Raw genomic sequence first — 23,489 nt, forward strand, 5'->3', positions numbered from 1 at the left:
GTGAGTATGGCCGGGGCAATCGAGTCGGTACCTTTCCGCGGATCGCCCCGGCCGACCATCGGGATCGAATGGGAGATCGCGCTGGTCGACAAGGTCACCCGGGACCTGTCGAACACCGCCGCCGCGGTATTCGACAGTGTCGGTGACCTGCGCACCCCCTCCGGTGCCCCGCAGGTGAGCAAGGAACTGCTGCGCAACACCGTCGAGCTGATCAGCGGTGTGCACGACACCGTGGGCGCCGCGGTCGACGATCTGACCGGCATCATGGATCGGGTGCGGCGCGCCGCCGACCCGCTCGGGGTGGATCTGTTCTGTGCGGGCACGCACCCGTTCGCCCAGTGGTCGGCGCAACAGCTCACCCACACCGCCCACTACGACGAGCTCATCGAGCGCACCCAGTGGTGGGGGCGGCAGATGCTCATCTGGGGGGTGCATGTGCATGTGGGAATCTCGCACCGGGACAAGGTGTTCCCGATTCTGAACGCGCTGCTGCTGACGTATCCGCACCTGCTGGCGCTGTCCGCTTCCTCCCCGATGTGGTCGGGCGCCGACACCGGCTATGCGAGCAACCGCGCGTTGATGTTCCAGCAGCTGCCGACCGCCGGACTGCCGTTCCAGTTCGAGCACTGGGCGCAGTTCGAGCGGTTCGTCCACGATCAGTTCAAAACCGGCGTGTTCGAACAGCTCGGCGGGATGCACTGGGATATCCGCCCGGCGCCGAAATGGGGCACCATCGAGGTGCGGGTCTGCGACGGCCTGTCCACCCGTGCCGAACTCGCTGCGATGGCGGCGCTGATCCACTGCCTGATCGTGGATCTCGACGCCCGTCTGGAGGCGGGCGAACAGCTGCCGACATTGCCGCCCTGGCACGTTCAGGAGAACAAGTGGCGTGCGGCGCGATACGGTCTCGACGCGATCGTCATCGTGGACGACGACAGCAACGAGCGGCTGGTCACCGACGATCTCACCGATCTGCTGAACCGGCTGGAGCCGACTGCGGCCCGGCTGGCCTGTGCGGACGAATTGGCCACGGTCGCAGACATTCCCAAGCGTGGTGCCTCGTATCAGCGGCAGCGCCGGGCAGCGGCCGGATCGCAGGGCGATCTGGTCGCCGTGGTCGACTCGCTGGTACGGGAGCTGCAGCAGTAACCGGGGTGGTCACGACGGCCGATCGAGCTCGTCGCCCAGCTCGTTGACTCGCAACAGGCCGTCCTGGTCCCGCTGCTCCCGGTAAGCGGTGCGGCCCAGCAGGTGGGCGATGACCGGGGCGGTCACCAGCGTGAACAATGCGACCAGCAGCAGCATCCAGACATTGCGGTGGCCGCGCAGCTCCAAGAAGGCGCCGAACAGCACCAGCACCAGGCCGACCACCTGTGGCTTGGTCGCCGCGTGCATTCGGCGCAGGGTGTCCGGGAAACGGATGATGCCGATCGCTGCGGTCAGGGCGAACGCCGACCCGGACAGGATCAGCACGGCGCTGACCCACTGGCCGGCGCTCATCGGTCGTCCCGGACCCGGAAACGGGTGACCGCGGCGGTGCCGAGGAAGCCCACCAGTGCCAGCGCGGCGATTGCAGGCACCACGGTGGTGTCGGCGCTGTAGGCCGCCCAGACGGCCAGCCCCGCCATGGCCATGGCGGTCAGCGAATCGACGCCCAGCACGCGGTCCAGGGTGCTGGGTCCGGCCAGCACCCGATAGCTGGTGAGGATGGCGGCGACGGCGAGCATCACACCCGCGGCGACGGCGACAACGGTCATGATTCGGCCTCCCGGGGAGCGCGGATGCGTTCGGACGGTCGCTCGAAGGTACGGATCAGCAACCGTTCCAGCTGCCGGGTGGTGCGGTAGAACTCGGTGACGGCCTTGTCCGTGCTCACATCGAGGACGTGCACGTAGACCACGCAGCGATGCCGGTCCACCTCTAGCACCATGGTCCCCGGAATCAGGTTCAGCAGGTCGGCACACAACACCAGTACCAGATCGGACTGGATGCTCAGGTACACCCGCAGTACTCCGGAGACCGGCGGCGGCGCCGGCCGGATCGAGAACCACGCCACCTGCAGGCTGGACAACACCATGTAGTAGCCGCTCACCGCGATCAGCCGGAGCGCGGACAGCAGATGGAAGCGCCCGAGCACCGGTAGCCGCGGCAGCGACAGCGCAGTGGTGACCACGATCGCGATCACCAGTCCGGCCAGCACATTGGCGATGCTGATATCGCCCCACAGCGCCACGTACACGGTGGTCAGCCACGCCAGCAGCGCGATCCGGACTCCGGTGGACCGATCGACCCGGCTCATCGGCCGTCCCCCCATCCGCCCAGGACCGCGACCACATACACGGACGGATCGTTCAGTTCGGTGGCGGTGCGCTGGGCGATATCCAGGACCGGCCCGGCCGCGACGGTCAGGCCGAGTCCGGCGGCGACGAGTCCGGCGGTGGCGAGCACCATGAGGCCGGGCATTCGGCCCGGGTCGGTGCGTTCGTCGTAGGCCACGTCCACGGTGTCCTCGATCAGGGTCGGCAGGTGAGCATGGGCCAGATGCCCTTCGGGCGCCTGTTCCCGGGGCCGCCAGAAGGCCTTGGCCCAGACTCGCGCGACCGCGTACAGGGTGAGCAGGCTGGTCACCACCGACCCGGCGATCAGAACCCAGGCCAGCGTGCTGCCCTCGGCGGCCCCCGCCTCCAACAGGGTCACCTTGCCGACGAAGCCGGAGAACGGCGGTATACCGCCCAGGTTCAGTGCCGGGACCAGGAACAGGACGGCCAGCACCGGACTGGCCGCGGCCAGTCCGCCGAGCCGGCGCAACGACACCGAGCCCGCCTGCCGTTCGATCAGGCCGACGGCCAGGAACAGCCCGGTCTGCACCAGGATGTGGTGCGCCACGTAGTAGACGGCGCCGGTGAGACCGGCGGTGGTGGCCAGCCCGATACCGAAGATCATGTAGCCGATGTGACTGACCAGCGTGAACGACAGCAGACGCCGGATATCGTCCTGGGCGATGGCCCCGAAGATACCGAGCAGCATCGTCAGCAGGCCGCAGACCAGCAGCACCGCATCGAAGGCGCCGTCGGGGAACCACAGCGAATGGGTGCGGATGATGGCGTATACGCCGACCTTGGTGAGCAGACCGGCGAACACCGCTGTGACCGGGGCCGGTGCCGTGGGATAGGAGTCCGGCAGCCAGCTCGACAGCGGGAACACCGCGGCCTTGATGCCGAAGGCGACCAGTAGCACGGCGAAGCAGGCCGTCCGGACGCCGCCCGGGGCCTCGCCGAGCCGCAGGGCCAGCTGCGCCATGTTCAGGGTGCCGGTGGTGGCATAGGTGAGGGCGATGCCGATCAGGAAGATCAGCGAGGACACCATCGACACCATCACATAGGCGATTCCGGTGCGAATGCGTTCCGCGGTCGCGCCGACGGTGAGCAGGACGAACGAGGCGGCCAGCAGGATTTCGAAGCCGACGAACAGGTTGAACAGGTCACCGGCCAGGAAGGCTGCCGAAACACCCGCGGTGAGCACCAGATAGGTGGGTCGGTAGATGGAGGTGGGCTGGTGGCCGCCGCCGTCGCGGATGTTCTGCCCGGCACCATAGAGGAAGACCGCGAGCAGCACGAACGACGAGATCAGCAGCATCGCCGCGGAGAGCCGGTCGACCACCAGGGTGATGCCGATCGGCGTCTCCCAGCCGCCGACCTGGACCGCGGTGGTTCCGTACTCGTCGGCGAGGTACAGCAGCACCGCGCTGATCAGGGTGGTGCCGGTCAGCGCGACCAGCGAGATCAGCGACTGCGCCCGCGGCCGGCGGCCGAAGATCAGGGTGCCCGCGGCGGCCAGCAGCGGTATCAGCACCGGCAGCGCGGCCAGTTCGGGGATCATGTTGTGCGCCGGGGTCACTGCTCGGGCACCTCCTGTTCGCGGCGGGCGGCGACCTCGGCATCGCCGGGGTCGGTCTGCACCCGCTCGGAGGTGGTCAGGATGTAGGCGCGGTAGGCCAGGGCGAGGACGAACGCGGACAGGCCCATGGTGATCACGATCGCGGTCAGCACCATCGCCTGGGCCAGCGGATCGGCCATCTCGTCGTGCGCGGTGTCCTCGGCGCCGACGATCGGCGGTTTGCCGTCCGGGCCGCCGACCGTGACGATCAGCAGGTTCACCGCATTGCCGAACAGGATCATTCCGAGCAGCATCCGCGACACCACCCGCTCCAGCAGCAGGTACACCCCGCAGGCGGTGAGCACTCCGATCACGATCAGCAGCAGCAGATTCGAGCTCATCGGGAACCGCCCTTCACCTCGTCGGGCCGGTCCGTGGCCCGCTCGTGCTCGGTGTCCAGGCGGGCGCCCAGGCTGCGCAGCACATCGAGCACCAGCCCGACCACGATCAGGTACACGCCGAGATCGAAGAACAGGGCGGTGACCAGTTTGACGTGGCCCAGCACCGGCAGCGTGACCTCCAGGATCGCCGACGACAGCGGGGGCGCGCCCAGCAGCAGCGAGGTGGTGGCGGTGCCCGCCGCTAGGGTCAGACCGGCGCCGAGCACATGGCCGGCTTCGACCGGCAGCGCCTCGCCCAGTTCGTAGGGCCCACCGGCCAGGTACCGCAGGGTCAGCGCCAGCCCGGCCAGCAGACCACCCGCGAAACCGCCGCCGGGGGCGTTGTGCCCGGTGAAGAAGAAGTACAGCGACAGCATCATGATGGTCGGGAACACCAGCCGGGTCGTCATCTGCAGCACCATCGACCGGTATCGGCGGTCCACCAGCCGGCCGGCGGACAGCCAGCCGATCCGGTCCGGATCGTAGTTCGGGGAATCGGCCGCCCGCGGCGCGGCCCCGAATCGGCGACTGCGGAAGACCAGCGAGGCGACCCCGGTTGCGGCGACCACCAGGACCGAGATCTCACCGAGGGTGTCCCAGGCGCGGATATCGACCAGCAACACATTGACCGCGTTCTTGCCGCCGCCCTCGTGGTAAGCGGCGCCCGGGATCAGTTCCCAGATCGGGGTGCCGCTGCGGGCTGCCGAGGCGAAGGCCGCCAGCACCGCGACCGTCGCGCCGACCGCCGCGGCCAGCAGGGCCCGGCGCGCCTTGAACGCGGTGGCTCGGTGCTCCTCGATCTCGGCCGGGAAGGCCCGCAATACCAGGACGAAGATCACCAGCGTCAGGGTCTCGACCAGGAACTGGGTGAGGGCCAGATCGGGAGCGCCGTGCAGGGCGAAGATCACGCCGCATCCATATCCGGTCATGCCGACGACCAGGACGGCGGCCAGCCGGTTACGCAGCACCGTGGCGCCCAGCGCCATCGCGATCATGATCGCGCCGACGGCGAACTGCCACACCGAATCCCACAGGCGCAGCTGCACCCCGGTCCGGGTCCCCAAGGCGAGCATCGCCACCGGCAGGATGATCAGCGTGGTCAGGATCGTCGCCTGGCTCAGCGGCAGCGAACCGCGCTGCACCGCACCGGTCATCCGCAACGACAGCCGGTCCATCGCCCGCAGGGTGGCATCGTAGGCGCGGTCGGCATTGCCGAGGCGTGGGGTGCCCGGCTCGGTGATCCGGCCCTGCACCGAGAAAAGCGCGGTACCGGCGAGGATGACGAATACGGTGATCCCGAGGATCGGGGTCACACCGTGCCAGAGGGCCAGATGCTCTGCCAGGACACCGGGCAGCGTATCGGCGTACGGGCGCAGCAACCGGTCCATCCCACCGGCGGCGAGCCCGGCGAGCAGCGACCCGGCCGCCAGCACTGCCGGTGGGCCCAGGAACAGTGCGTCCGGTCGGTGCCACTCGGCCGGAGCAGGTGGTACGGGCCCCGTCGACGCGGCCGGTCCGGGGCTCGCTTCCGGTAGCGGACCGGGCTGCTCGATGGAGCCGGTTGCCGATGTGGGGTCCGAGGTGGCCGCGGGTGCAGCGTCCGGCGTACCGGTGGATGAATTGCCTCGGGTGCCGGGGCCGGTGGGATTCGATACACCAGGCGGCCGGGCCGGTGTCGTTGCAGCCGTGGCAGGAAGTTCCGGGCCGGTGCCGGCCGTTGCGGCGGCGAGCGCACCGGGTTTGTCGGCGAACGCGCCCCAGATGAATCTGGCGCTGTAGCCGACGGTGAGAATCGAACCGAGTACCAATCCGGCCAGCACTGCCCAGCGGACCGGTTCGGCCAGGACCGTCGCCTCCGGCAGCGCGGCCAGCGCGCTCTCCTTACCGACGAACCCGAACAGCGGCGGGATACCGGCCATACTCAGCGCGGCCAGGACCGCGATCCAGAACAGCACGGGGGCGCGGCGGCCGAGGCCGGAGAGCTCGCGCAGGTCGCGGGTGCCGGTACCGTGGTCGATGATGCCGACCACCATGAACAGGCAGGCCTTGAACATCGCGTGGGCCACGATCATGGCCGCACCGGCCAGGGCAGCGGCGGGGGTGCCGGTACCGACCAGCACCATCATGAACCCGAGCTGGCTGACCGTGCCGAATGCGAGGACCAGCTTCAGGTCGTAGACCTGCATGGCCCGCCAACCGGCCAGCAGCATCGAGGCCAGGCCGAGGGGCAGCACGATCGGATGCCACGGCGGCGTCTCCGCCATCGCCGGGGCCAGCCGGGCCACCAGATATACCCCGGCCTTCACCATCGCCGCGGCATGTAGATAGGCGCTGACCGGTGTCGGCGCGGCCATCGCACCCGGCAGCCAGAAATGCATCGGCACGATGGCGGATTTGCTCAGCGCCCCGACCAGGATCAAGGCGATCCCGATCGACACCGCCACGCCGCCCGGCGATTCGGCGGCCACCACATCGGAGAGCAGATAGCTGCCGTACCGCTGCCCGAGGATGACGATGCCGACCAGCATCGCCAGCCCGCCGGCGGCGGTGACCAGCAGCGCCTGCAGCGCCGCCCGGCGGCTGACCGCCCGTTGTGCGTCGTGACCGACCAGCAGGAACGACAACACCGTCGTCGTTTCCCAGAAGATGTAGAGCAGCAGCATGTTGTCGCTGGTGACCAGGCCGAACATGGCCCCGGAGAAGGCCACCATCTCGGCGGCGAACACCCCGAGCCGGGGTTCGTCGCTGTCGAAGTACCGGGCGCAGTAGCCCAGGATCAGGGTTCCGATCCCGAGTACCAGCGTGCTCATTATCGCGGCGAGCGCATCGAACCGCAGATCGATGTCCATCGAGATCGTCGGCGCCCACCTGAGCTGCACCGTTTCGGTATCGCCCCAGTGCGCCACGACCCAGATCAGGCTCAGCAGCGGGACGGCGGCCAGTGGGTAGAACCCGTTGCGCCCCAGCGCTCGCACGCACATCGGCGCCGCCAGCGCGGCGAATGCATGAGCGAGCAGGATCGGAAGCAACAGCCCTCCGTCAGGTCGTCCCGGGGCGGGTAATGCCGCCCAATCCTACGGAGCAACCCGGGGATGACCGTGCAGGCGAAGGTGTCGCGTCGCCCATTCCGGAACCGGGGCGGCTATCGCCGGATCGCCCGTTCAGCTCATCTCGGTGACCTCGTCGGGGACCGGCACCGGGCGTGGCCGCAGCCGCAGCAGACCCCAGGCGGCGAGCGCCAGACCGATCACGATACCGAGGGCGACCAGGGCGGGGGTCTGCTCGGCGGCGAGGGTTACGCTGATCCGCCAGCTGTTGGCGGCGGTGGGGATGGCCCAGGCGACGGTCGGCAGGAACAGGGTGCCGAGCGCCAGTACGGCGGTGGGCGGATAGTGCACCGGGGTTGCGCCACAGGCATATCCCGCCGCGAGGGCGAGCACACCGATGCCGGCGGCCCAGGCCGGGGAGCCGGGATACCGGGCGGCCAGGACCCCGATCCCGGCCGCGGCCAGGACGAGCACGAACGCGACCCGGGCGTCGGCGAGCCGCCTCCCGGCCAGGACACCGGCCGCGACAACGGCGACGACGATCGGCACCGGCCGGCCGATTTCCGGCAGGTCGGCGAAAGCGTCACCGACGGTGGCCAGCGCGACCGCCAGCAGCACGGCGAGGCCGTCGCGGTCGGGCAGCAGCATCGCCGTGACGGCGGCGGCCGCCACGGTGGCCCCGGCGGCCAGCCCCAGATCCAGCACCGTGACCCCGGAGCCGTCGAACTGCTGCGACAGCCATTCGGTGCTGCCGAGCAGTCCGCCGGCCAGTACGGTCGCGGCGATGATCGGCACCAGCGGTAGTTCCGCGGCGAGCCGGGGCTGCGGTGGCATCGCCATCCCGTGCCGGTGCCGGACGGTCGCCAGGACGAGCAGGATGGTCGCGGCCGTCGCCACCCACTTCGGCGATTCCAGTACCGGCTGCTGCCCCAGCAGCAGCTCGGCGACCAGCTCGTCCACCTCGACGAAGACGAACGTGGTGACCGCACCCACGGCGTAACCGAAGGCCGTCCACGGGCGGCGCGGCGCGCTGATGCCGAGGGCGCCGAGCACCACCCCGCCGAACAGCGAATCCAGATAGTTCTGGGTGGTCAGCACATCGGCCGAGGACACATACTGGCCGACCACGTGATTGAGCAGCAGCAGCGCACTGCCGGCGGCGGCGATCAGCCAGGACAGCACGGTCCGGGTGGCCGGATAGAGCAGTACCGCGGTCACCACCGCGATGATCAACCCCAGTGCCACGCCGCGCGGCACGCTGTTGATCAGGCTGGTCACCCGGTACGGCGAGCTGGGCGCGGCCAGGGTCAGGGTGAACGGCAGGAACAGCGCCATCGTGGCGACCGCGGCACCCGCGAAGGCCGTGACAGCGTCGAGACCGTCCCCGATCCAGCGCATCTGCCCACCTTAACGGCGGTCGCCCGGCATGTTCGGGATATGACCGGCCGGGGTGTGGCCGGTTCAGGAACGGCTGTCGGCGTACTGCTGCAGTGCCGCCACCTGCGCCGCATCCAGCGACGGGCGCACGCTCGCGCGGGCGGTGGCGATATCGGCGCCGGTGACGTCGGCGGCATCCAGGTCGCGGCGCAGCGCGGCGAGGGCCGCCTCGCGGAGCAGGGCGGCGCAGTCGGCGGCGGAGTAGCCGTCGAGTTCGCCCGCCAGTTCGGCCAGATCGACATCGCCGGACAACGGCACCGACCGTCCGGTGGTGCGCAGGATCTCCAGGCGGGCCTCGGCATCCGGTGGGGGGACGAACACCAGCCGCTCCAGCCGGCCGGGCCGCAGCAGCGCCGGGTCGATCAACTCGGGCCGGTTGGTGGCGCCCAGCACCACCACATCCCGGAGCGGTTCCACGCCGTCGAGTTCGGTGAGCAATGCCGCGACCACGCGATCGCCGACCCCGGAATCGCTGCTCTGGCCGCGTCGCGGGGCCAGCGCGTCCACCTCGTCCAGGAAGATCAGCGACGGTGCGGAATCCCGGGCCCGCTGGAACAGTTCCCGCACCGCACGCTCGGACGAACCCACCCATTTGTCCATCAGCTCGGCACCCTTGACCGTGTGCACACTGAGCTGGCCGGTCCCGGCGAGGGCCCGGACCAGGAAGGTCTTGCCGCAACCCGGTGGGCCGTACAGCAATACGCCGCGCGGTGGATGAATGCCGAGGCGGGCGAAGGAATCCGGGTGTCGCAACGGCCACAGCACTGTTTCGGTGAGTGCCTGCTTGGTCTCCACCATGTCGCCCACATCGTCGAGATCCAGGCTGCCCGCGGACAATTCCTCCATTCCGGAGCGGGACAGCGGCCGGATCACGTCCAGTGCGCCGAGCAGATCAGCCTGGGTAAGTTCCGGATCGGACTGGTCCCGGTTGGCCCGGGAGGCCGCCCGCAACGCCGCCTCCCGGCGCAGGGCAGCGAGGTCGGCGACCACGAATCCCGGGGTGCGTGCGGCCACCTCGTCCAGGTCGAGCTCGGCGGCGGGAATTTTGCGCAGCAGCAGCTCCAGGAGTTCCCGACGCACCTGGCCGGTCGGCAGGGTCAGTGCCAGTTCCCGGTCGCACAGGTCGGGCGCCCGAAGTCGGGCGTCCACGTCGGCGGGATGCGCGGTGGTCGCCAGCACCGCGACACAGGGCGCTCGGACGGCGGCGCGCAGCTGGTCCAGGATCAGCGTGGCGACCGGTTCGGCCTCCGCCGGGAGCAATGCGTCGATATCGGTGATCAGCAGGATGCCGCCCTGGCCGGAGCCGACCTCGGCCACCGCTTCGGCCACCTCGCGCAGCCGGGCGCCGGTCTCGGCGGCTCCGACCGTCGGGCCGTCCAGCTCCACGATGCGGCGCGGCGCCGCGACCGCGCGGGCCAGCGTCGCCTTGCCGACGCCGGCCGGGCCGGTGACCAGCACCCCGAGATGGGCGGGGGCGCCGAGAGTTTTCAGCAGTTCGGGTTCGTCGAGTGCCAGGCTCAGCCATTCGGCGAGTTTTGCTGCCGGGGTACGGGATCCGGCCAGCTCCTCGACGGGGATCGGGGCGGGGCCGGACCCGCTGCGCACCGGCGGTGCCGTTTCGGCGGACCGTTCCTCGCCGAGCGCGACATCATGGGACAACGGCTCGGTCGCCGCACCCCAGACGACCGCGGTGTTCGGTTGCACGCTCACCGGGCCGCGGACCGGGTCGGTGCCGGTGACGGTCAGCAGCTCGCTGGTCCAGGCAATTCCGAGGGTGCGCGACAGCGCCTTGGTGGTGGCCGCCGAGCTGATGTCCGGTCCCAGATCGCGGGGGAGAAGCGAGACCGTGTCGCCCACCGTCACCACCTTGCCCAGCAGGGCCTGCCGCAGCGTGGCGGCGGGGATGGTGCCGGTGGCATGCGTGGAGCCGCTGACCGATACCTGCCGGGCCCCGTACACCGTGGCCGGGGCGACGGTGACCATCGAGTTCTCCCGCAGCCCCGCATTCGACAGGGTGACATCGTCGAGCAGCGCGGTGCCGGGCGGAGTACCGGCCGGTGCGGCGGCGACCACCGCAGCCGTGCGGCGACCGCCGATCACCGAGATCCCGTCCCATTCCCGCAGCCCCAGTGCGGTCAGCGTTTCCGGGTGCAACCGCACCAGGCCGCGCCGGGCGTCGGCGGCGGACGGATTGAGCCGGGCGGTCAACGTCAGTTCAGCCACCGCCCCATTCTGCACGGACGCGGCACCCGGGGCCGCCCGTACCGACCACGGCACCGGGACGTGCTGGGTATCGGTATCCTGCTGGGCAATGCGCCGGAGGCGCCGGCGCCGCGAACGACCCCGGGGGAAGGCTACCCATGACCCGTTTGTCCGTGATCGTCCCGGCCGCTGCGCTGGTGCTGGCCCTGGCCGGCTGCGGTTCCGAAGAGGAACCGACCGAGGCGAGCGGCCTGCGCCAGGGCACGCCGACGTCCAGCGTCGGTGCCCCGCCCGAACCGCCGAGCACCCCGGCCACCTCCGCTGCTGCGGAGACCGGCGAGTCGGGCACCTCGACGGCCCCGCCGCCCGGCGATGCGCCCGCCTCGGCGATGACCTGTGCCGAGTTCCGGGCACTCGACGACGAGCAGGAGAAGGCGGCCATCGATCGCATGCTGGCCGAGCACCCGGGCAGCATGTTCGAAGGCAGCCCCAGCATGGCCCGGGCCACCGCGAAGCTGGCCTGCCTCGCGCCCGGTTCCGAAGACGAACCGGTGGTCGAGGCAGCGGGGATCGCCGTCGGCGCGTGAATTCGGGCCTACTCCGGCCCGTCCGGTTCCGCCTCGGCGGGACGTTCCAGCGGTAGCCGCACGGTGAACCGGGTGTCACCCGGCGTGGATTCGGCCCGGATCTCGCCGTGGTGTTTGTTCACCACGATCCGGAACGAGATGTCCAGACCGAGCCCGGTGCCCTCGCCGACCGGCTTGGTGGTGAAGAACGGTTCGAAGATCCGCTCCCGGCTCTGTTCCGGAATGCCCGGTCCGGTGTCGCCGATCTCGACCACCGCGCAGTCGTGATCACGGCGGGTCCGTACGGTCAGCGTCCCGGAGCCGCGCATCGCGTACACCGCGTTGTCGATCAGGTTCGTCCACACCTGGTTGAGTTCGGCCGCATAGCAGGGCACCGGCGGCAGGCCGGGGTCGTAGTCCTTGACCACCCGCACGTCGTCGCCGATCTTGCGGGCCAGCATCACCAGGGTGCTGTCCAGCAGTTCGTGCACGTCGACCTCCCGGAACGGGGCGCGGTCCAGCTGCGAGTACTGCCGGGCCGCACCCACCAGGCCGGAGATCCGCCCGGTCGCGTCGGCGATCTCGTTCATCAGCAGCTCGGTCTCGATGGTGTAGTTCAGCCACCGGATCGCGCCCTCGAACACCTGCCGATCGCAGTCGCCCAAAGCCGCCTGCACCCCGGTGAGCCAGTCGGTGTCCAGACCGGCCTGTACGAAGGTCGGCGCCAGTTCCCAGCCGTCGACGATGCCCTGTTCGTCGAACCAGTCGGCCAGCGCGTCCTCGCGGTCTGCGGCCTCCATCGGGGAGAGTTCCGGGGCCTTGCCGACCCGTTCGGCGGCCTGCTCCTGCAGTTCCACCAGGGTGGCCAGGGCGGCCGGCGAATACGCACCTCGGGAGAGCATGGCCAGCTTGTGCCGCATCCCGGCCACCCGGTCCCGCAGGCCCTCGGTCGCGCGGACCGCGGCCGCCGCCGGATTGTTCAATTCATGGGTGAGCCCGGCCGACAACGAGCCCAGGGCCAGCAGCCGTTCCCGTTCCGCGATGCGCTGCTTGGAGCGCTCGTTGCCGAAGAAGGCGCCCTCCAGCAGGTGCACCGCCATCGGGAACCAGTCGTGCATCATCCGGGCGAAACTGTCCGCATCCAGCACGAAGAACCGGGACGGCCGCAGCACGTACATCGATCCGTTGTGGGTCTGCGGCACCTTGTCGCCCAGATAGGCGGTCCAGGCGCCGGCGTACACTCCGCGATGGCCGGTGCGGTTCAACTCGATCTCGGTGCCGCCGGAGAGTTTGGTCAATCGCACTTCGCCGTCGATCAGGACGTAGAAGCAGGTGGCCGGATCGCCCTCGCGGAATACCCGGCCGGGTTCGATCGACTCGATCCGGCCGGCCGCGCACAGCTCGGCGAGCTGTGCGTCGTCGAGCTTCTCGAACAGGAACAGGGTGCGCAGTTCTTCGGGATCGCAGATCATGTCGGCTCCTGTGTCAGGCCAGATAGCGGTGGACGAGCATCACGGCCATCGCGCCCTCACCGACCGCCGAGGCCACCCGTTTCGCGGATTCCGCGTGTACATCGCCGGCCACGAACACGCCGGGCACGCTGGTCTCCAGATGATGTGGCGGCCGGGACAGCTCCCAGCCACTCCGGCGTTGCCCGTCGACGAGCAGATCCGGGCCGGCCAGGACGTATCCGGCCGCATCCCGGATCACCACGCCGTCCAGCCAGCCGGTCTGCGGTGCGGCACCGATGAACAGGAACAGCCGTTGTGCGGGCACCTTTTCCTCGGTGCCGGCGCGGTTGTCACGCAACACGATGTGTTCCAGATGGGCATCTCCGGCCACCGAGACCACCTCGGTCTCGGTATGCACGGTGATCGCCGGGATCTCGGCGATCTGCTGGATCAGGTAGTGCGACATCGACTTCTCCAGCGATTCCCCGCGTACCACCAGGTGGACATGCCCGGCATGCCGGGACAGGAACACCGCGGCCTGCCCGGCCGAGTTGGCGCCGCCGACGATGTAGACCTCCTGATCGGCGCATTCGGCGACCTCGGTCATCGCCGATCCGTAGAACACGCCGCGTCCGGTGAATTCGTCGACGCCCGGCGCGGGATGGTGCCGGTAGTCGACGCCGGTGGCGATCAGCACGGTGTGCCCGCACAGCGAACCGCCATCGGCGAACCGGACGGTGCGCGCCGAACCGTTGACCTCCAGGCCCACCACCTCGCGGGTGGTCACGATCTCGGCGCCGAACTTGACCGCCTGCCGTCGGGCCCGATCGGCCAGCTGGGAACCGGTGAGGCCGTCCGGGAAGCCGAGATAGTTCTCGATCCGGGAACTCTGACCGGCCTGGCCGCCGGTGGCGGTGCGCTCCACCAGCACGGTGCGCAGCCCCTCCGAGGCGCCGTAGACGGCGGCGCCCAGCCCGGCCGGTCCGCCGCCGACCACGATCAGGTCGTAGAACTCACCGGTCGGCTGCACGCTCAGCCCGACACTCGCCGCGAGCTCGCTGTCGGTGGGCTGTACCAGCGCGTCACCACCGGCGGTGATCACGACCGGGCAGGATTCGGCGTCGACACCGGCCGCGGTGAGTAGGCGCCCGGCCTCCGGCTCATCGGACGGGTACCACCGGTAGGGCAGTTGGTTGCGGGCCAGGAACTCGCGCAGCTGTGAGGAACGCGGCGACCAGCGATCGCCGACCACCCGGGTCTCGTGCACCGGACGGCGGTCGTCGCTGCGCCAGGCATCGAGCATCGAGTCCAGCACCGGATACAGTTTCTCCTCCGGCGGGTCCCAGGGTTTGAGCAGGTAATGGTCCAGGTCGACGACGTTGATCGCATCGATGGCGGCGTTGGTGTCGGCGTATGCGGTGAGCAATACCCGCCGGGCATGCGGATGCAGGTCCATCGCCTGTTCGAGGAATTCGATGCCATCCATGCCGGGCATCCGGTAGTCGGCGATCAGGATCGCTACCGGATGTTCCCGGAGTTTCAGCTCACGCAGGGTCTCCAGCGCCTGCGGGCCCGATTCCGCGCGCATGATCCGATACCGGTCGCCGTATCGGCGGCGCAGATCGCGGACGACCGCGCGGGAGACACCGGGATCGTCGTCGACACTGAGGATGGCCGGCTTCACAGCAGCGGGAGATGTCACCCCAGCAGTATTGCAGCGCTCGGTTCCGGCGGGCAGTCCGGATTTTCAGATCCGGTGGTGCTCGACCAGGTCCAGTTCGGTGGGGGTCAGCAGGCGTTCCAGCCGCTCGTCGCGGGCGCGGCGGCTGCGGGGGCTGAGTGCCTCCAGCAGGGGGCGATGCTCTTCGGGTTCGATCGTCGGCAGCAACGGAACCCCGTGCGTAGGGCGGCGCGAGAGGAGGGTACGTATTTTCACGGCCGATCACCTCTTGTGTTGTGCGAGCGTACGCCTGGCGGCAGCTGGTTCCTCGTCGAGCAGCTGTACTGCATGCGCTACGTGTATCCGTGCGAACCGGGCGGGCATTACACCCGGTGACCGACGTCTCGTAGGGCTACCGCTCGGTGCGGTAGCTATGAGGTTGCCAGACCTGGCTCAGTGGTGCAAATCGGAACTCCGCGCGCCGCCCCGGACACGCCGCGGGCGGCCACCCGGAGGATGGCCGCCCGCGCCCGTTGTTCACTTCCAGTTCGGCAACGTGACAACTTGTGCGGCATAGGAGAGTCCGGCTCCGAAGGCGATCAGCAGCCCCCGGTCGCCCGGCTTCGATTCGCCGGTGCGCAGCAGCGTCTCCATGGCCAGTGGAATCGAGGCGGCCGAGGTGTTCCCCGACTCCTCGATATCGTTTGCCAGCGCGCAGTCCTTCGGTAGCTTCAGCACCCGGGCCATGATCTCGATGATCCGGCCGTTGGCCTGGTGCGGGATCATGGCGTCGAGGTCGTCGGTGGACAGTCCCGCCCGGTCGATTGCTTCCCGGCACACCTTCTCCAGCGAATGCGCCGCCCAGCGGAACACCGCGGTCCCCTCCATGGCCAGGTACGGCCGCACCGCATCGGTGCCCTTCTCCTCGATCTCGGCGAAGAACTCCATCCAGTCCTTGTTCTGCCGGATTGCGTGATGCTGGGTGCCGTCCGAACCCCAGACGGTGGGTCCGATGCCTTGCTCCGCCGCCGGGCCGACCAGCACGGCACCCGCACCGTCGGCGAACAGGAAGGCGGTGGAACGGTCGGTGAAATCGATCGTGTCGGTGAGCTTCTCGACGCCGACCACCAGCACATGGCTCGAGGTGCCCGCCCGGACCAGGTCGGAAGCCATGCCGAGGGCGTGGCAGAAGCCGGCGCAACCGGCGGAGATGTCGAAGGCGGCGGCGCCGGTCATGCCGAGATCGCTGGCGATCCGCGGGCCCGCGGCCGGGGTGAGCAGCAGATGGGTGGACGTGGCCACGATGACACAGTCGACCTGGTCCGGAGCGATCTCGGCGGCCGCCAGAGCCCGCCGGCCGGCCTCGACGCTCATCGTCCGGATGGTCTCCGAATCCGAGGCGAAGCGCCGGGTCTTGATTCCGGAGCGGGTGCGAATCCATTCGTCACTCGAGTCGATAGGCCCGGCGACCTCGTCGTTGGTGACCACTCGGGTGGGGCGATAGACCCCCAGTCCGAGGATCGCTGTGTGCTCCGCCCCCGTGGTCTGGGCGAGTCGAGCAGCCATCATGCGTCTCCTATGTACCTGCGGTCGCGCCGCGGGAGGTTGTCCGTGCAGCATCGACATGAACCAGCATCGACATGAACCAGCATCGAGATGTATCCCTCATTGCCGTGAACTACGCGTAACCGAGGCGCACCCGGTTACCGCAGGGCAGACATGAGGAACCCTCATATTAGCCCCATTCGGGCCGGGATAGTGTCACGTTTCACAAACGGTCCGGCCCGGGTACCGCACCGGAGGGATAAGTGGCGGTACGGCGGCACCGGTACCGCCGGTCCGGCTCGGCGTAAGGTATGAGCCGCTACGCAGCGCCGATCCGGGCTGCGTCGGGTACCGATCTGCATCGAGCACGAAAGTAGGAGTCCGTGGCACGCCGTCCCACCCCGCCCGGCACCCCCGAGACCAGTGGTCTCGGACATGTCGTCGACCTGGTCCGGGCGGCCGTACCGCCCCTGCACCCTGCCGGCCTGCCGTTCGTGGCCGCGCCGCTGGCGGTGGCGGCGCTGGGCGCCCGGCGCAAGTGGGTGCGCCGGGCCGGGCTGGCCGGGGCCGTGGCCTGCGCGGGGTTCTTCCGGCATCCGCATCGGGTGCCGCCGAACCGCCCCGGTGTGGTCGTCGCACCCGCCGACGGCGAGGTCGCCCTGGTGGACACCGCGGTGCCACCGGCCGAGCTGGAGCTCGGTGACACCCCGCTGCCGCGGGTCAGCATCTTCCTCTCGGTGCTCGACGTGCATGTGCAGCGGGTGCCGGTGGGCGGCACGGTGCGGGCCGTGCAGCACCGGCCCGGCAAGTTCGTGTCGGCCGATCTGCCCGAGGCCAGCGCAGCCAACGAACGCAACAGCATGGTGATCGACACGGAGTCCGGTGCCCCGGTCGTGGTCGTCCAGATCGCCGGCCTGCTGGCCCGGCGCATCGTCTGCGACGCCCGCCCGGGCGATGTCGTCACCATCGGCGACACCTACGGGTTGATCCGGTTCGGCTCCCGGGTCGACACCTACTTCCCGGCCGGCACCGAACTGCTGGTCACTCCGGGGCAGCGCACCATCGGAGCCGAAACCGTGCTGGCCGTGCTGTGATGGCCGGTACCGCTACGTCCGCGCCGGCCGGTAGACGGCGGCGTTCGTTCCGGTTGTTGCCGAGCATCGTCACCATCCTGGCCCTGTGCGCGGGCCTGTCCGCCGTGAAGTTCGGCCTCGACGGCGAACTCGGCACCGCCCTCGCCATGGTCGGTGCCGCTGCCGTGCTGGACACCCTCGACGGCCGGCTGGCCCGGATGCTCGACGCCACCACCAGGATCGGTGCCGAACTCGATTCGCTTTCCGATGCGATCTCCTTCGGCGTCGCCCCGGCGCTGGTGCTGTACGTGACCCTGCTCGACGACACCAGCGCCGGCTGGATCATCGCCCTGCTGTTCGCGGTGAGCGTGGTGTTGCGGCTGGCCCGGTTCAACACCCTGCTCGACGACGACACCCGCCCGAACTGGGAGCGCGAGTACTTTGTCGGTGTCCCGGCCCCGGCCGGTGCGCTGATCGCCCTGGTGCCGATCGCGCTGCAACTGCAGTTCGGCGAGGGCTGGTGGGACAGTTTCTGGGTGGTGGCGGCCTGGACCGTGTTCGCCGCGCTGCTCTGCGTCAGCACCATCCCGACACTGGCGATGAAATCGGTTTCGGTCGCGCCACAGGCCGCCGCGGGCCTGCTGGTCCTGGTCGCCCTGGCCGCCGCCCTGCTGGTGACCTATCCGGTCCTCCTGCTGCTGATCCTGGTCGGCCTGTACCTGGGGCACATCCCGTTCGCGTGGCGCTCCGCACGCTGGGTCGCCGCCCGCCCCGAGACCTGGCAGGACAAGCCCGCCGAGCGCCGCGCCCAACGACGGGCCCAGCGCAAGATGCCATCCATCCGGCGCCCGGCCATCCGCGGCTCGGCCCGGCTGCGCCTGCGCCGACCTCGTTGAGGTAGTCCGGCCGGGCACCGCATCGTCGCGTGCCGGAGACCGGGGGAGGAGTGAACGGTGGACGACACGGGACTGGCGGCCTTCGAGGCGGAGCGGGCGCGGCTGTTCTCGCTGGCGTACCGGATGCTGGGATCGGCGAGCGAGGCCGAGGACGCCGTACAGGAGACGTATCTGCGGTGGGAGACCACCGAGCGGGGTGCGGTCCGATCGGCCCAGGCCTGGCTGACCACGACGGTGGTGAACCTGTGCCGGACCTGGCTGGATTCGGCGCGCGCCCGCCGGGAGCGCTACACCGGGCCCTGGCTGCCCGAACCGGTGCCGACCGGCGACGGTGTGCTCGGGCCGATGGAGACGGCCGAGCAGCGGGAGCTGGTCTCCCTAGCCGTGCTCACCGCGATGGAACGGTTGGCGCCGGTGGAACGGGCGGTCTTCGTGCTGCGGGAGGCGTTCGGCTACCCACATCGGGAGATCTCCGACATGCTGGCGATCACCGAGGCGAACTCCCAGCAGATCCACCATCGGGCCCGGCGCCGGGTTCGTAGCCCGAACGCACGATTCGACGTTCCCGCGGAGCAGGCGCGGGAACTGGTGAAGCGCTTCTTCGCCGCCGCCCGGGACGGTGATGTCGCCGGGCTGCAGCGCATGCTCGCCACCGATGTGGTGTCCGTGGCCGACGGTGGCGGCATGCTCGGCGTGGCCCGCAGGCCGGTGGTCGGCGCCGAGAAGGTGGCCCGCTACCTGATGAAACTGTTCCGGTGGCGAGTCCCGGGCATGCGGGTGCAGCTCCTGGAGATCAACGGCCAGCAGGCGATCTGCGTCCGACTGGCCGGCCGCCCGATCGGCGTTGCCACCGGCGATACCGATGGCACCACTGTCACTGCCCTCCGCCTGATCGTGGCCCAGGACAAGCTCGCCTACCTGAGCCGGAGCAGCTGACCGGCGGCCGGGTTTCCGTGCGCCCGATCCCGCTGTGACGGGCCACACAGCGAGATCCTGTCAGGGTTCGGCCGGCTGTCCGGTCTGGTTCGGACAAGCCGAATCCGACAGGGGAGACGAATCATGACCGAAGCGCATCGCATCGTCATCGTGGGCGCCGGGTATGCGGGGCTGTCCGCGGCCCGCCGGCTGGCCCGGAAAGCGAAGGATGCCGAAATCATCGTGGTGGATGCCCGGGCGGAATTCGTCGAACGAGTCCGGCTGCACCAGCGGGCCGCCGGGCAGCAGACACCCGGCTGGGATCTCGCCGAACTGCTGGCCGGGCGCGCCGAGTTCATCCGAGCCCGGGTCGACGCGCTGGACCCGGTGCGCAAGGTGCTCACCCTGGCTGCCGGGGGCGTCGCGCAGCCCGAGTACGCCGGAACGGTGGCGGCCCGCGATGCAGTCTCGCACGGTGCCCGAACGGTCCGCGGGGCCGCCGCGGCCGAGTTGCACAGCGACCTGCGGGCCGACCGGACTCGCAGCGCTGCCCGCTCCGCGGAACCGGCTCGGGCGGGCAGTCGGTTCGATGATGCCTGCTCGGCCGGTGGAGTCGGGGAAGTGGCGAGCTCGGGGGCTCCGCTCACGGCCGACTCCGAGCCCGGCGCAGCCGACGCGGCGGCGGCCGCCGACATCGGCAATCCGCAGCACGGCCGGTCATCCCTCGGGCACGGAAATCGGGGCAGCTCGCTGGACGTGGCCGACCGCGACTTGCGTTCGGGCGGTGGAGCCCGGGTGCGGGATCGGGTGGCTCCCGCCGAATCGGAGCTGTCCTACGACACCCTGATCTATGCGCTGGGCAGCACGGCGGACCGGTCCGCCGTGCCCGGGCTCGCCGAACACGGGCGGTCGGTCGCCACACCGGAGGATCTGCGGGAATTCGACCTCGGCGACGAACCGGTGGTGATCGTCGGCACCGGTTCGACCGGGATCGAACTGGCCGCCGAACTGGCGGAGGCGCGGCCGGAGCGGCAAGTGGTGCTGCTGGGTGCGGATGAGCCCGCCGAGTGGTTGTCGGCGCGGGCCCGGGCACACGTCCGTCGCACGCTGGACCGGTTGGGTGTCGAGGTGCGGGCGGGGGTCGAGGTGGTCGAGGTGCTGCCCGGCGGTGTCCGGACCGCCGATGGGGAGGTGGTGTCCGGGGTGCCGGTATGGGCCTGTGGATTCGCGGTGCCGGATCTGGCGGAGCGTGCCGGTCTGGCGGTGGATGCCGCGGGCCGGGTCCGGGTCGACGGATCCGGCCGGTCCGAATCGCACCCCGATGTGTATGCCGTCGGCGACGCGGCGCGGACCGCCGGACCCGGAGGCCGCCCGCTGCGCATGGCCTGCGCGACCGCACTACCCACCGGCAGCTTCGCGGCGACCGCCGTGGCTGCGCGGTTGCGCGGTGCCGAACCGGGGGATCCCGGGTTCCGGTACCTGATCCAGTGCATCAGCCTGGGCCGGCGCGACGGGGTGATCCAGTTCGTCCGCGCCGACGACCGCCCCGCCCGCACGGTCGTGACCGGTCGTATCGCCGCCGGTATCAAAGAGCTGGTGGTGCGCGGTGCGGCGGCCGCCTGCCGCTGACGATTCCGGTCGGGCGGGCCGCTGCAACATTGCCGCGCCCGCCTGCCGGACCAGGCGGATGGTGACCGCGAAACCGGGCGCAGCATCGTCAACCAATGGTTGACGCGGCCGTGTCGTCAACCTATCGTTGACGCATGACTAAAGGAGTTCGCCTCGACGACTTGATCGAGGGCATCAAGAAGGCCCGTCCGGACAATGTGCTCGACCAGCTCACCGATGCGGTGGTGGCGGCCGGGCATCTCGGTGAAGTGGCCGATCATCTGATCGGCCACTTCGTCGACCAGGCCCGCCGGTCCGGCGCATCCTGGACCGATATCGGCGCCAGCATGGGCGTCACGAAGCAGGCGGCGCAGAAGCGGTTCGTCCCCAAGGGGCCCGGTGATGCGGCGGAGATGGATCCGCAGGCCGGGTTCGCCAAGTTCACGCCGCGGGCGCAGGCCGTGGTCATGGCCGCCCAGGAGGCGGCGCGGACGGCGGGTAACGAGCAGATCGCCCCTGCGCACCTGGTGCTGGGGTTGCTGACCGAGCCCGACGGCATCGGCGTACGGGTGCTGGTCGAATCCGGTATCGACACCGATGTCGTGCGGTCGGCTGCCGAGGCGGCGCTGCCGGCCGGTGTCGAATCGGTTCCAGCGCTCATACCGTTCGATGCGGACGCCAAGAAGTCCCTGGAGTTGACCTTCCGGGAAGCGCTGCGGCTGGGGCACAACTACGTCGGCACCGAGCACATTCTGCTGGCACTGCTCGAACAGGAGAACGGCAGCGGCATTCTCGCCGGATCCGGTGTGCGGAAGGCGGCGGTGGAAGAACGCCTCGTCGAGCTGCTGGCGCCGTTCCTCGGGGAGGGCTGAGCGGCCCCGGATCGCACCGCCCGTCCTTGCACTCACCAACTGAGAGTGCTAAAAAGGCTCTTGGCACTCTCGACCGGTGAGTGCCAGGTCGGGCCGGTGAGACCGGGTTCCATCGACACCCTCGGTCGTCCGTCGCGGGCACCGAACCTGGCCAGCGTAATCGGGCGGCCCAACCCTGTGGCCGTCTGTGTGTGTCAGCCCCATATACATGTGGAGGATCTCAACGCAATGGCCAAGACAATTGCGTACGACGAAGAGGCTCGCCGCGGTCTCGAGCGGGGCCTCAACTCCCTCGCCGACGCCGTCAAGGTGACCCTGGGCCCGAAGGGCCGCAACGTGGTGCTCGAGAAGAAGTGGGGCGCCCCCACGATCACCAACGATGGTGTGTCCATCGCCAAGGAGATCGAGCTCGAGGACCCGTACGAGAAGATCGGCGCCGAGCTGGTCAAGGAAGTCGCCAAGAAGACCGACGACGTCGCGGGCGACGGCACCACCACCGCTACCGTGCTGGCGCAGGCGCTGGTGCGCGAGGGTCTGCGCAACGTCGCGGCCGGCGCGAACCCGATGGGCCTGAAGCGCGGCATCGAGGAGGCGGTCGCGGCCGTCACCACCAAGCTGCTCGACTCCGCCAAGGAGGTCGAGACCAAGGAGCAGATCGCTGCCACCGCCGGCATCTCGGCGGGCGACGCGTCCATCGGTGAGCTGATCGCCGAGGCCATGGACAAGGTCGGCAAGGAAGGCGTCATCACGGTCGAGGAGGCGCAGACCTTCGGCCTGTCGCTGGAGCTCACCGAGGGCATGCGCTTCGACAAGGGCTACATCTCGGGTTACTTCGTGACCGACCCGGAGCGTCAGGAAGCGGTTCTCGACGACCCGTACATCCTGCTGGTCTCGTCGAAGATCTCGACCGTCAAGGACCTGCTGCCGCTGCTGGAGAAGGTCATCCAGGCCGGTAAGCCGCTGCTGATCGTCGCCGAGGACGTCGAGGGCGAGGCCCTGTCGACCCTGGTCGTCAACAAGATCCGCGGCACCTTCAAGTCCGTCGCCGTGAAGGCCCCGGGCTTCGGTGACCGCCGCAAGGCCCAGCTGGCCGATATCGCCATCCTGACCGGTGGCGAGGTCGTCAGCGAAGAGGTCGGCCTGTCCCTGGAGACCGCCGGTCTGGAGCTGCTGGGCCAGGCGCGCAAGGTCGTCGTCACCAAGGACGAGACCACCATCGTGGACGGCGCGGGCGACGAAGAGGCCATCAAGGGCCGGGTCGCGCAGATCCGCACCGAGATCGAGAACTCGGATTCGGACTACGACCGGGAGAAGCTGCAGGAGCGCCTGGCCAAGCTGGCCGGCGGTGTTGCGGTGATCAAGGCCGGTGCCGCGACCGAGGTCGAGCTCAAGGAGCGCAAGCACCGCATCGAGGATGCCGTGCGCAACGCCAAGGCTGCCGTCGAGGAGGGCATCGTCGCCGGTGGTGGCGTGGCGCTGCTGCAGGCTGCCCCCGCGGTCGACTCGCTTGACGTGAAGGGCGATGAGGCCACCGGTGCCAACATCGTGAAGGTGGCGCTGTCCGCGCCGCTGAAGCAGATCGCCTTCAACGCCGGTCTGGAGCCGGGCGTGGTGGCCGAGAAGGTTGCCAACCTGCCCGCCGGCCAGGGCCTCAACGCCGATTCCGGCGAGTACGAGGACCTGCTGGCCGCCGGTGTCGCCGACCCGGTCAAGGTCACCCGTTCGGCCCTGCAGAACGCGGCCTCCATCGCGGCCCTGTTCCTGACCACCGAGGCCGTCGTCGCCGACAAGCCGGAGAAGGCCGCCGCTGCGCCGGCCGACCCCACCGGCGGCATGGGCGACATGGGCTTCTGATCTTTCGATCGGCAGCTCTCGCAGTATCCGGAGGCCGGGTCACCCAT

At 69.8% G+C, this 23,489-nt stretch carries 20 protein-coding genes; 8 read left to right on the top strand and 12 right to left on the bottom strand.

The features are described 5' to 3' along the window. Positions 1-6 precede the first annotated feature (6 nt). Positions 7-1,149: a glutamate--cysteine ligase gene (locus AC1HFH_RS03610; protein WP_480246010.1), complete on the top strand. Its 1,143-nt coding sequence runs from the start codon at positions 7-9 to the stop codon at positions 1,147-1,149. 9 nt (positions 1,150-1,158) lie between these two features. Here the strand turns inward: AC1HFH_RS03610 and mnhG are convergent, their stop codons facing one another. From mnhG to AC1HFH_RS03650, 8 genes are all read right to left on the bottom strand, one after another. After that, the gene (mnhG, locus tag AC1HFH_RS03615) at positions 1,159-1,500 is read right to left on the bottom strand and encodes a monovalent cation/H(+) antiporter subunit G (RefSeq protein ID WP_480246011.1); all 342 of its coding nucleotides are present in this window, start codon (positions 1,498-1,500) and stop codon (positions 1,159-1,161) included. Beyond that, complete coding sequence (locus AC1HFH_RS03620) at positions 1,497-1,757, bottom strand: monovalent cation/H+ antiporter complex subunit F (RefSeq protein WP_480246012.1); 261 nt, start codon at positions 1,755-1,757, stop codon at positions 1,497-1,499. Before AC1HFH_RS03620 ends, mnhG begins: the two co-directional genes overlap by 4 nt. Next, on the bottom strand, positions 1,754-2,299 hold the full coding sequence (locus tag AC1HFH_RS03625) for a Na+/H+ antiporter subunit E (protein WP_480246013.1): 546 nt from the start codon (positions 2,297-2,299) through the stop codon (positions 1,754-1,756). The genes AC1HFH_RS03620 and AC1HFH_RS03625 overlap by 4 nt, the downstream gene beginning before the upstream one ends. Further along, on the bottom strand, positions 2,296-3,897 hold the full coding sequence (locus tag AC1HFH_RS03630; RefSeq protein WP_480246014.1) for a Na+/H+ antiporter subunit D: 1,602 nt from the start codon (positions 3,895-3,897) through the stop codon (positions 2,296-2,298). Before AC1HFH_RS03630 ends, AC1HFH_RS03625 begins: the two co-directional genes overlap by 4 nt. Further along, entirely contained in the window at positions 3,894-4,277 is a 384-nt protein-coding gene (locus tag AC1HFH_RS03635; protein ID WP_480246015.1) for a Na(+)/H(+) antiporter subunit C, read from the bottom strand. Before AC1HFH_RS03635 ends, AC1HFH_RS03630 begins: the two co-directional genes overlap by 4 nt. Continuing rightward, on the bottom strand, positions 4,274-7,345 hold the full coding sequence (locus AC1HFH_RS03640; protein ID WP_480246016.1) for a Na+/H+ antiporter subunit A: 3,072 nt from the start codon (positions 7,343-7,345) through the stop codon (positions 4,274-4,276). Before AC1HFH_RS03640 ends, AC1HFH_RS03635 begins: the two co-directional genes overlap by 4 nt. Positions 7,346-7,477: 132 nt before the next feature. Beyond that, a complete protein-coding gene (locus AC1HFH_RS03645) occupies positions 7,478-8,761 on the bottom strand; it encodes a hypothetical protein (protein ID WP_480246017.1) in 1,284 nt (427 codons plus the stop codon). 63 nt (positions 8,762-8,824) lie between these two features. Further along, a complete protein-coding gene (locus tag AC1HFH_RS03650) occupies positions 8,825-11,023 on the bottom strand; it encodes an AAA family ATPase (protein WP_480246018.1) in 2,199 nt (732 codons plus the stop codon). Between the two features lie 137 nt (positions 11,024-11,160). Here AC1HFH_RS03650 and AC1HFH_RS03655 point away from each other — a divergent pair, with 137 nt between their 5' ends. Continuing rightward, a complete protein-coding gene (locus tag AC1HFH_RS03655; RefSeq protein WP_480246019.1) occupies positions 11,161-11,589 on the top strand; it encodes a hypothetical protein in 429 nt (142 codons plus the stop codon). Between the two features lie 8 nt (positions 11,590-11,597). On the opposite strand, the gene AC1HFH_RS03660 is transcribed toward AC1HFH_RS03655, so the two are convergent. The 4 genes from AC1HFH_RS03660 to AC1HFH_RS03675 all read right to left on the bottom strand — a co-directional run bounded on the left by AC1HFH_RS03660 (position 11,598) and on the right by AC1HFH_RS03675 (position 16,245). Continuing rightward, positions 11,598-13,040, bottom strand: coding sequence for an ATP-binding protein (locus AC1HFH_RS03660; protein ID WP_480246020.1), 1,443 nt, complete (start codon positions 13,038-13,040; stop codon positions 11,598-11,600). A gap of 13 nt (positions 13,041-13,053) precedes the next feature. Next, on the bottom strand, positions 13,054-14,721 hold the full coding sequence (locus AC1HFH_RS03665) for an NAD(P)/FAD-dependent oxidoreductase (RefSeq protein WP_480246021.1): 1,668 nt from the start codon (positions 14,719-14,721) through the stop codon (positions 13,054-13,056). Positions 14,722-14,766: 45 nt separating this feature from the next. Next, positions 14,767-14,955 (bottom strand): hypothetical protein, encoded by a 189-nt coding sequence (locus AC1HFH_RS03670; protein WP_480246022.1) that lies wholly within the window; start codon positions 14,953-14,955, stop codon positions 14,767-14,769. A gap of 261 nt (positions 14,956-15,216) precedes the next feature. Next, positions 15,217-16,245 carry a beta-ketoacyl-ACP synthase III gene (locus AC1HFH_RS03675; RefSeq protein WP_480246024.1) on the bottom strand — a complete coding sequence of 343 codons (1,029 nt, stop codon included), beginning with the start codon at positions 16,243-16,245 and terminating at the stop codon, positions 15,217-15,219. Positions 16,246-16,607: 362 nt separating this feature from the next. Between AC1HFH_RS03675 and AC1HFH_RS03680 the strand changes: the two genes are divergently transcribed. From AC1HFH_RS03680 to groL, 6 genes are all read left to right on the top strand, one after another. Beyond that, positions 16,608-17,318, top strand: a complete 711-nt coding sequence (locus AC1HFH_RS03680) for a phosphatidylserine decarboxylase (RefSeq protein WP_480246025.1) — start codon at positions 16,608-16,610, stop codon at positions 17,316-17,318. Next, positions 17,318-18,193 (top strand): CDP-alcohol phosphatidyltransferase family protein, encoded by an 876-nt coding sequence (locus tag AC1HFH_RS03685; protein WP_480246026.1) that lies wholly within the window; start codon positions 17,318-17,320, stop codon positions 18,191-18,193. Before AC1HFH_RS03680 ends, AC1HFH_RS03685 begins: the two co-directional genes overlap by 1 nt. A gap of 57 nt (positions 18,194-18,250) precedes the next feature. Further along, a complete protein-coding gene (locus tag AC1HFH_RS03690; protein ID WP_480246027.1) occupies positions 18,251-19,129 on the top strand; it encodes an RNA polymerase sigma-70 factor in 879 nt (292 codons plus the stop codon). Positions 19,130-19,252: 123 nt separating this feature from the next. Continuing rightward, the gene (locus tag AC1HFH_RS03695; protein WP_480246028.1) at positions 19,253-20,737 is read left to right on the top strand and encodes an NAD(P)/FAD-dependent oxidoreductase; all 1,485 of its coding nucleotides are present in this window, start codon (positions 19,253-19,255) and stop codon (positions 20,735-20,737) included. Positions 20,738-20,871: 134 nt separating this feature from the next. Next, positions 20,872-21,588, top strand: coding sequence for a Clp protease N-terminal domain-containing protein (locus tag AC1HFH_RS03700; protein ID WP_480246029.1), 717 nt, complete (start codon positions 20,872-20,874; stop codon positions 21,586-21,588). Positions 21,589-21,816: 228 nt separating this feature from the next. Then, positions 21,817-23,442, top strand: coding sequence for a chaperonin GroEL (gene groL, locus AC1HFH_RS03705; protein WP_480246030.1), 1,626 nt, complete (start codon positions 21,817-21,819; stop codon positions 23,440-23,442). Positions 23,443-23,489: the final 47 nt, after the last annotated feature.

The sequence above is a fragment of the Nocardia sp. KT25-26 genome, assembly GCF_056627695.1.

What these genes read in the sequence shown, in the direction of transcription:
- AC1HFH_RS03610 (WP_480246010.1), top strand. Translation starts at nt 7, where the DNA reads ATGGCCGGGGCAATCGAGTCGGTACCTTTCCGCGGATCGCCCCGGCCG.
- mnhG (WP_480246011.1), bottom strand. Translation starts at nt 1,500, where the DNA reads ATGAGCGCCGGCCAGTGGGTCAGCGCCGTGCTGATCCTGTCCGGGTCG.
- AC1HFH_RS03620 (WP_480246012.1), bottom strand. Translation starts at nt 1,757, where the DNA reads ATGACCGTTGTCGCCGTCGCCGCGGGTGTGATGCTCGCCGTCGCCGCC.
- AC1HFH_RS03625 (WP_480246013.1), bottom strand. Translation starts at nt 2,299, where the DNA reads ATGAGCCGGGTCGATCGGTCCACCGGAGTCCGGATCGCGCTGCTGGCG.
- AC1HFH_RS03635 (WP_480246015.1), bottom strand. Translation starts at nt 4,277, where the DNA reads ATGAGCTCGAATCTGCTGCTGCTGATCGTGATCGGAGTGCTCACCGCC.
- AC1HFH_RS03645 (WP_480246017.1), bottom strand. Translation starts at nt 8,761, where the DNA reads ATGCGCTGGATCGGGGACGGTCTCGACGCTGTCACGGCCTTCGCGGGT.
- AC1HFH_RS03655 (WP_480246019.1), top strand. Translation starts at nt 11,161, where the DNA reads ATGACCCGTTTGTCCGTGATCGTCCCGGCCGCTGCGCTGGTGCTGGCC.
- AC1HFH_RS03660 (WP_480246020.1), bottom strand. Translation starts at nt 13,040, where the DNA reads ATGATCTGCGATCCCGAAGAACTGCGCACCCTGTTCCTGTTCGAGAAG.
- AC1HFH_RS03675 (WP_480246024.1), bottom strand. Translation starts at nt 16,245, where the DNA reads ATGGCTGCTCGACTCGCCCAGACCACGGGGGCGGAGCACACAGCGATC.
- AC1HFH_RS03685 (WP_480246026.1), top strand. Translation starts at nt 17,318, where the DNA reads ATGGCCGGTACCGCTACGTCCGCGCCGGCCGGTAGACGGCGGCGTTCG.
- AC1HFH_RS03695 (WP_480246028.1), top strand. Translation starts at nt 19,253, where the DNA reads ATGACCGAAGCGCATCGCATCGTCATCGTGGGCGCCGGGTATGCGGGG.
- AC1HFH_RS03700 (WP_480246029.1), top strand. Translation starts at nt 20,872, where the DNA reads ATGACTAAAGGAGTTCGCCTCGACGACTTGATCGAGGGCATCAAGAAG.
- groL (WP_480246030.1), top strand. Translation starts at nt 21,817, where the DNA reads ATGGCCAAGACAATTGCGTACGACGAAGAGGCTCGCCGCGGTCTCGAG.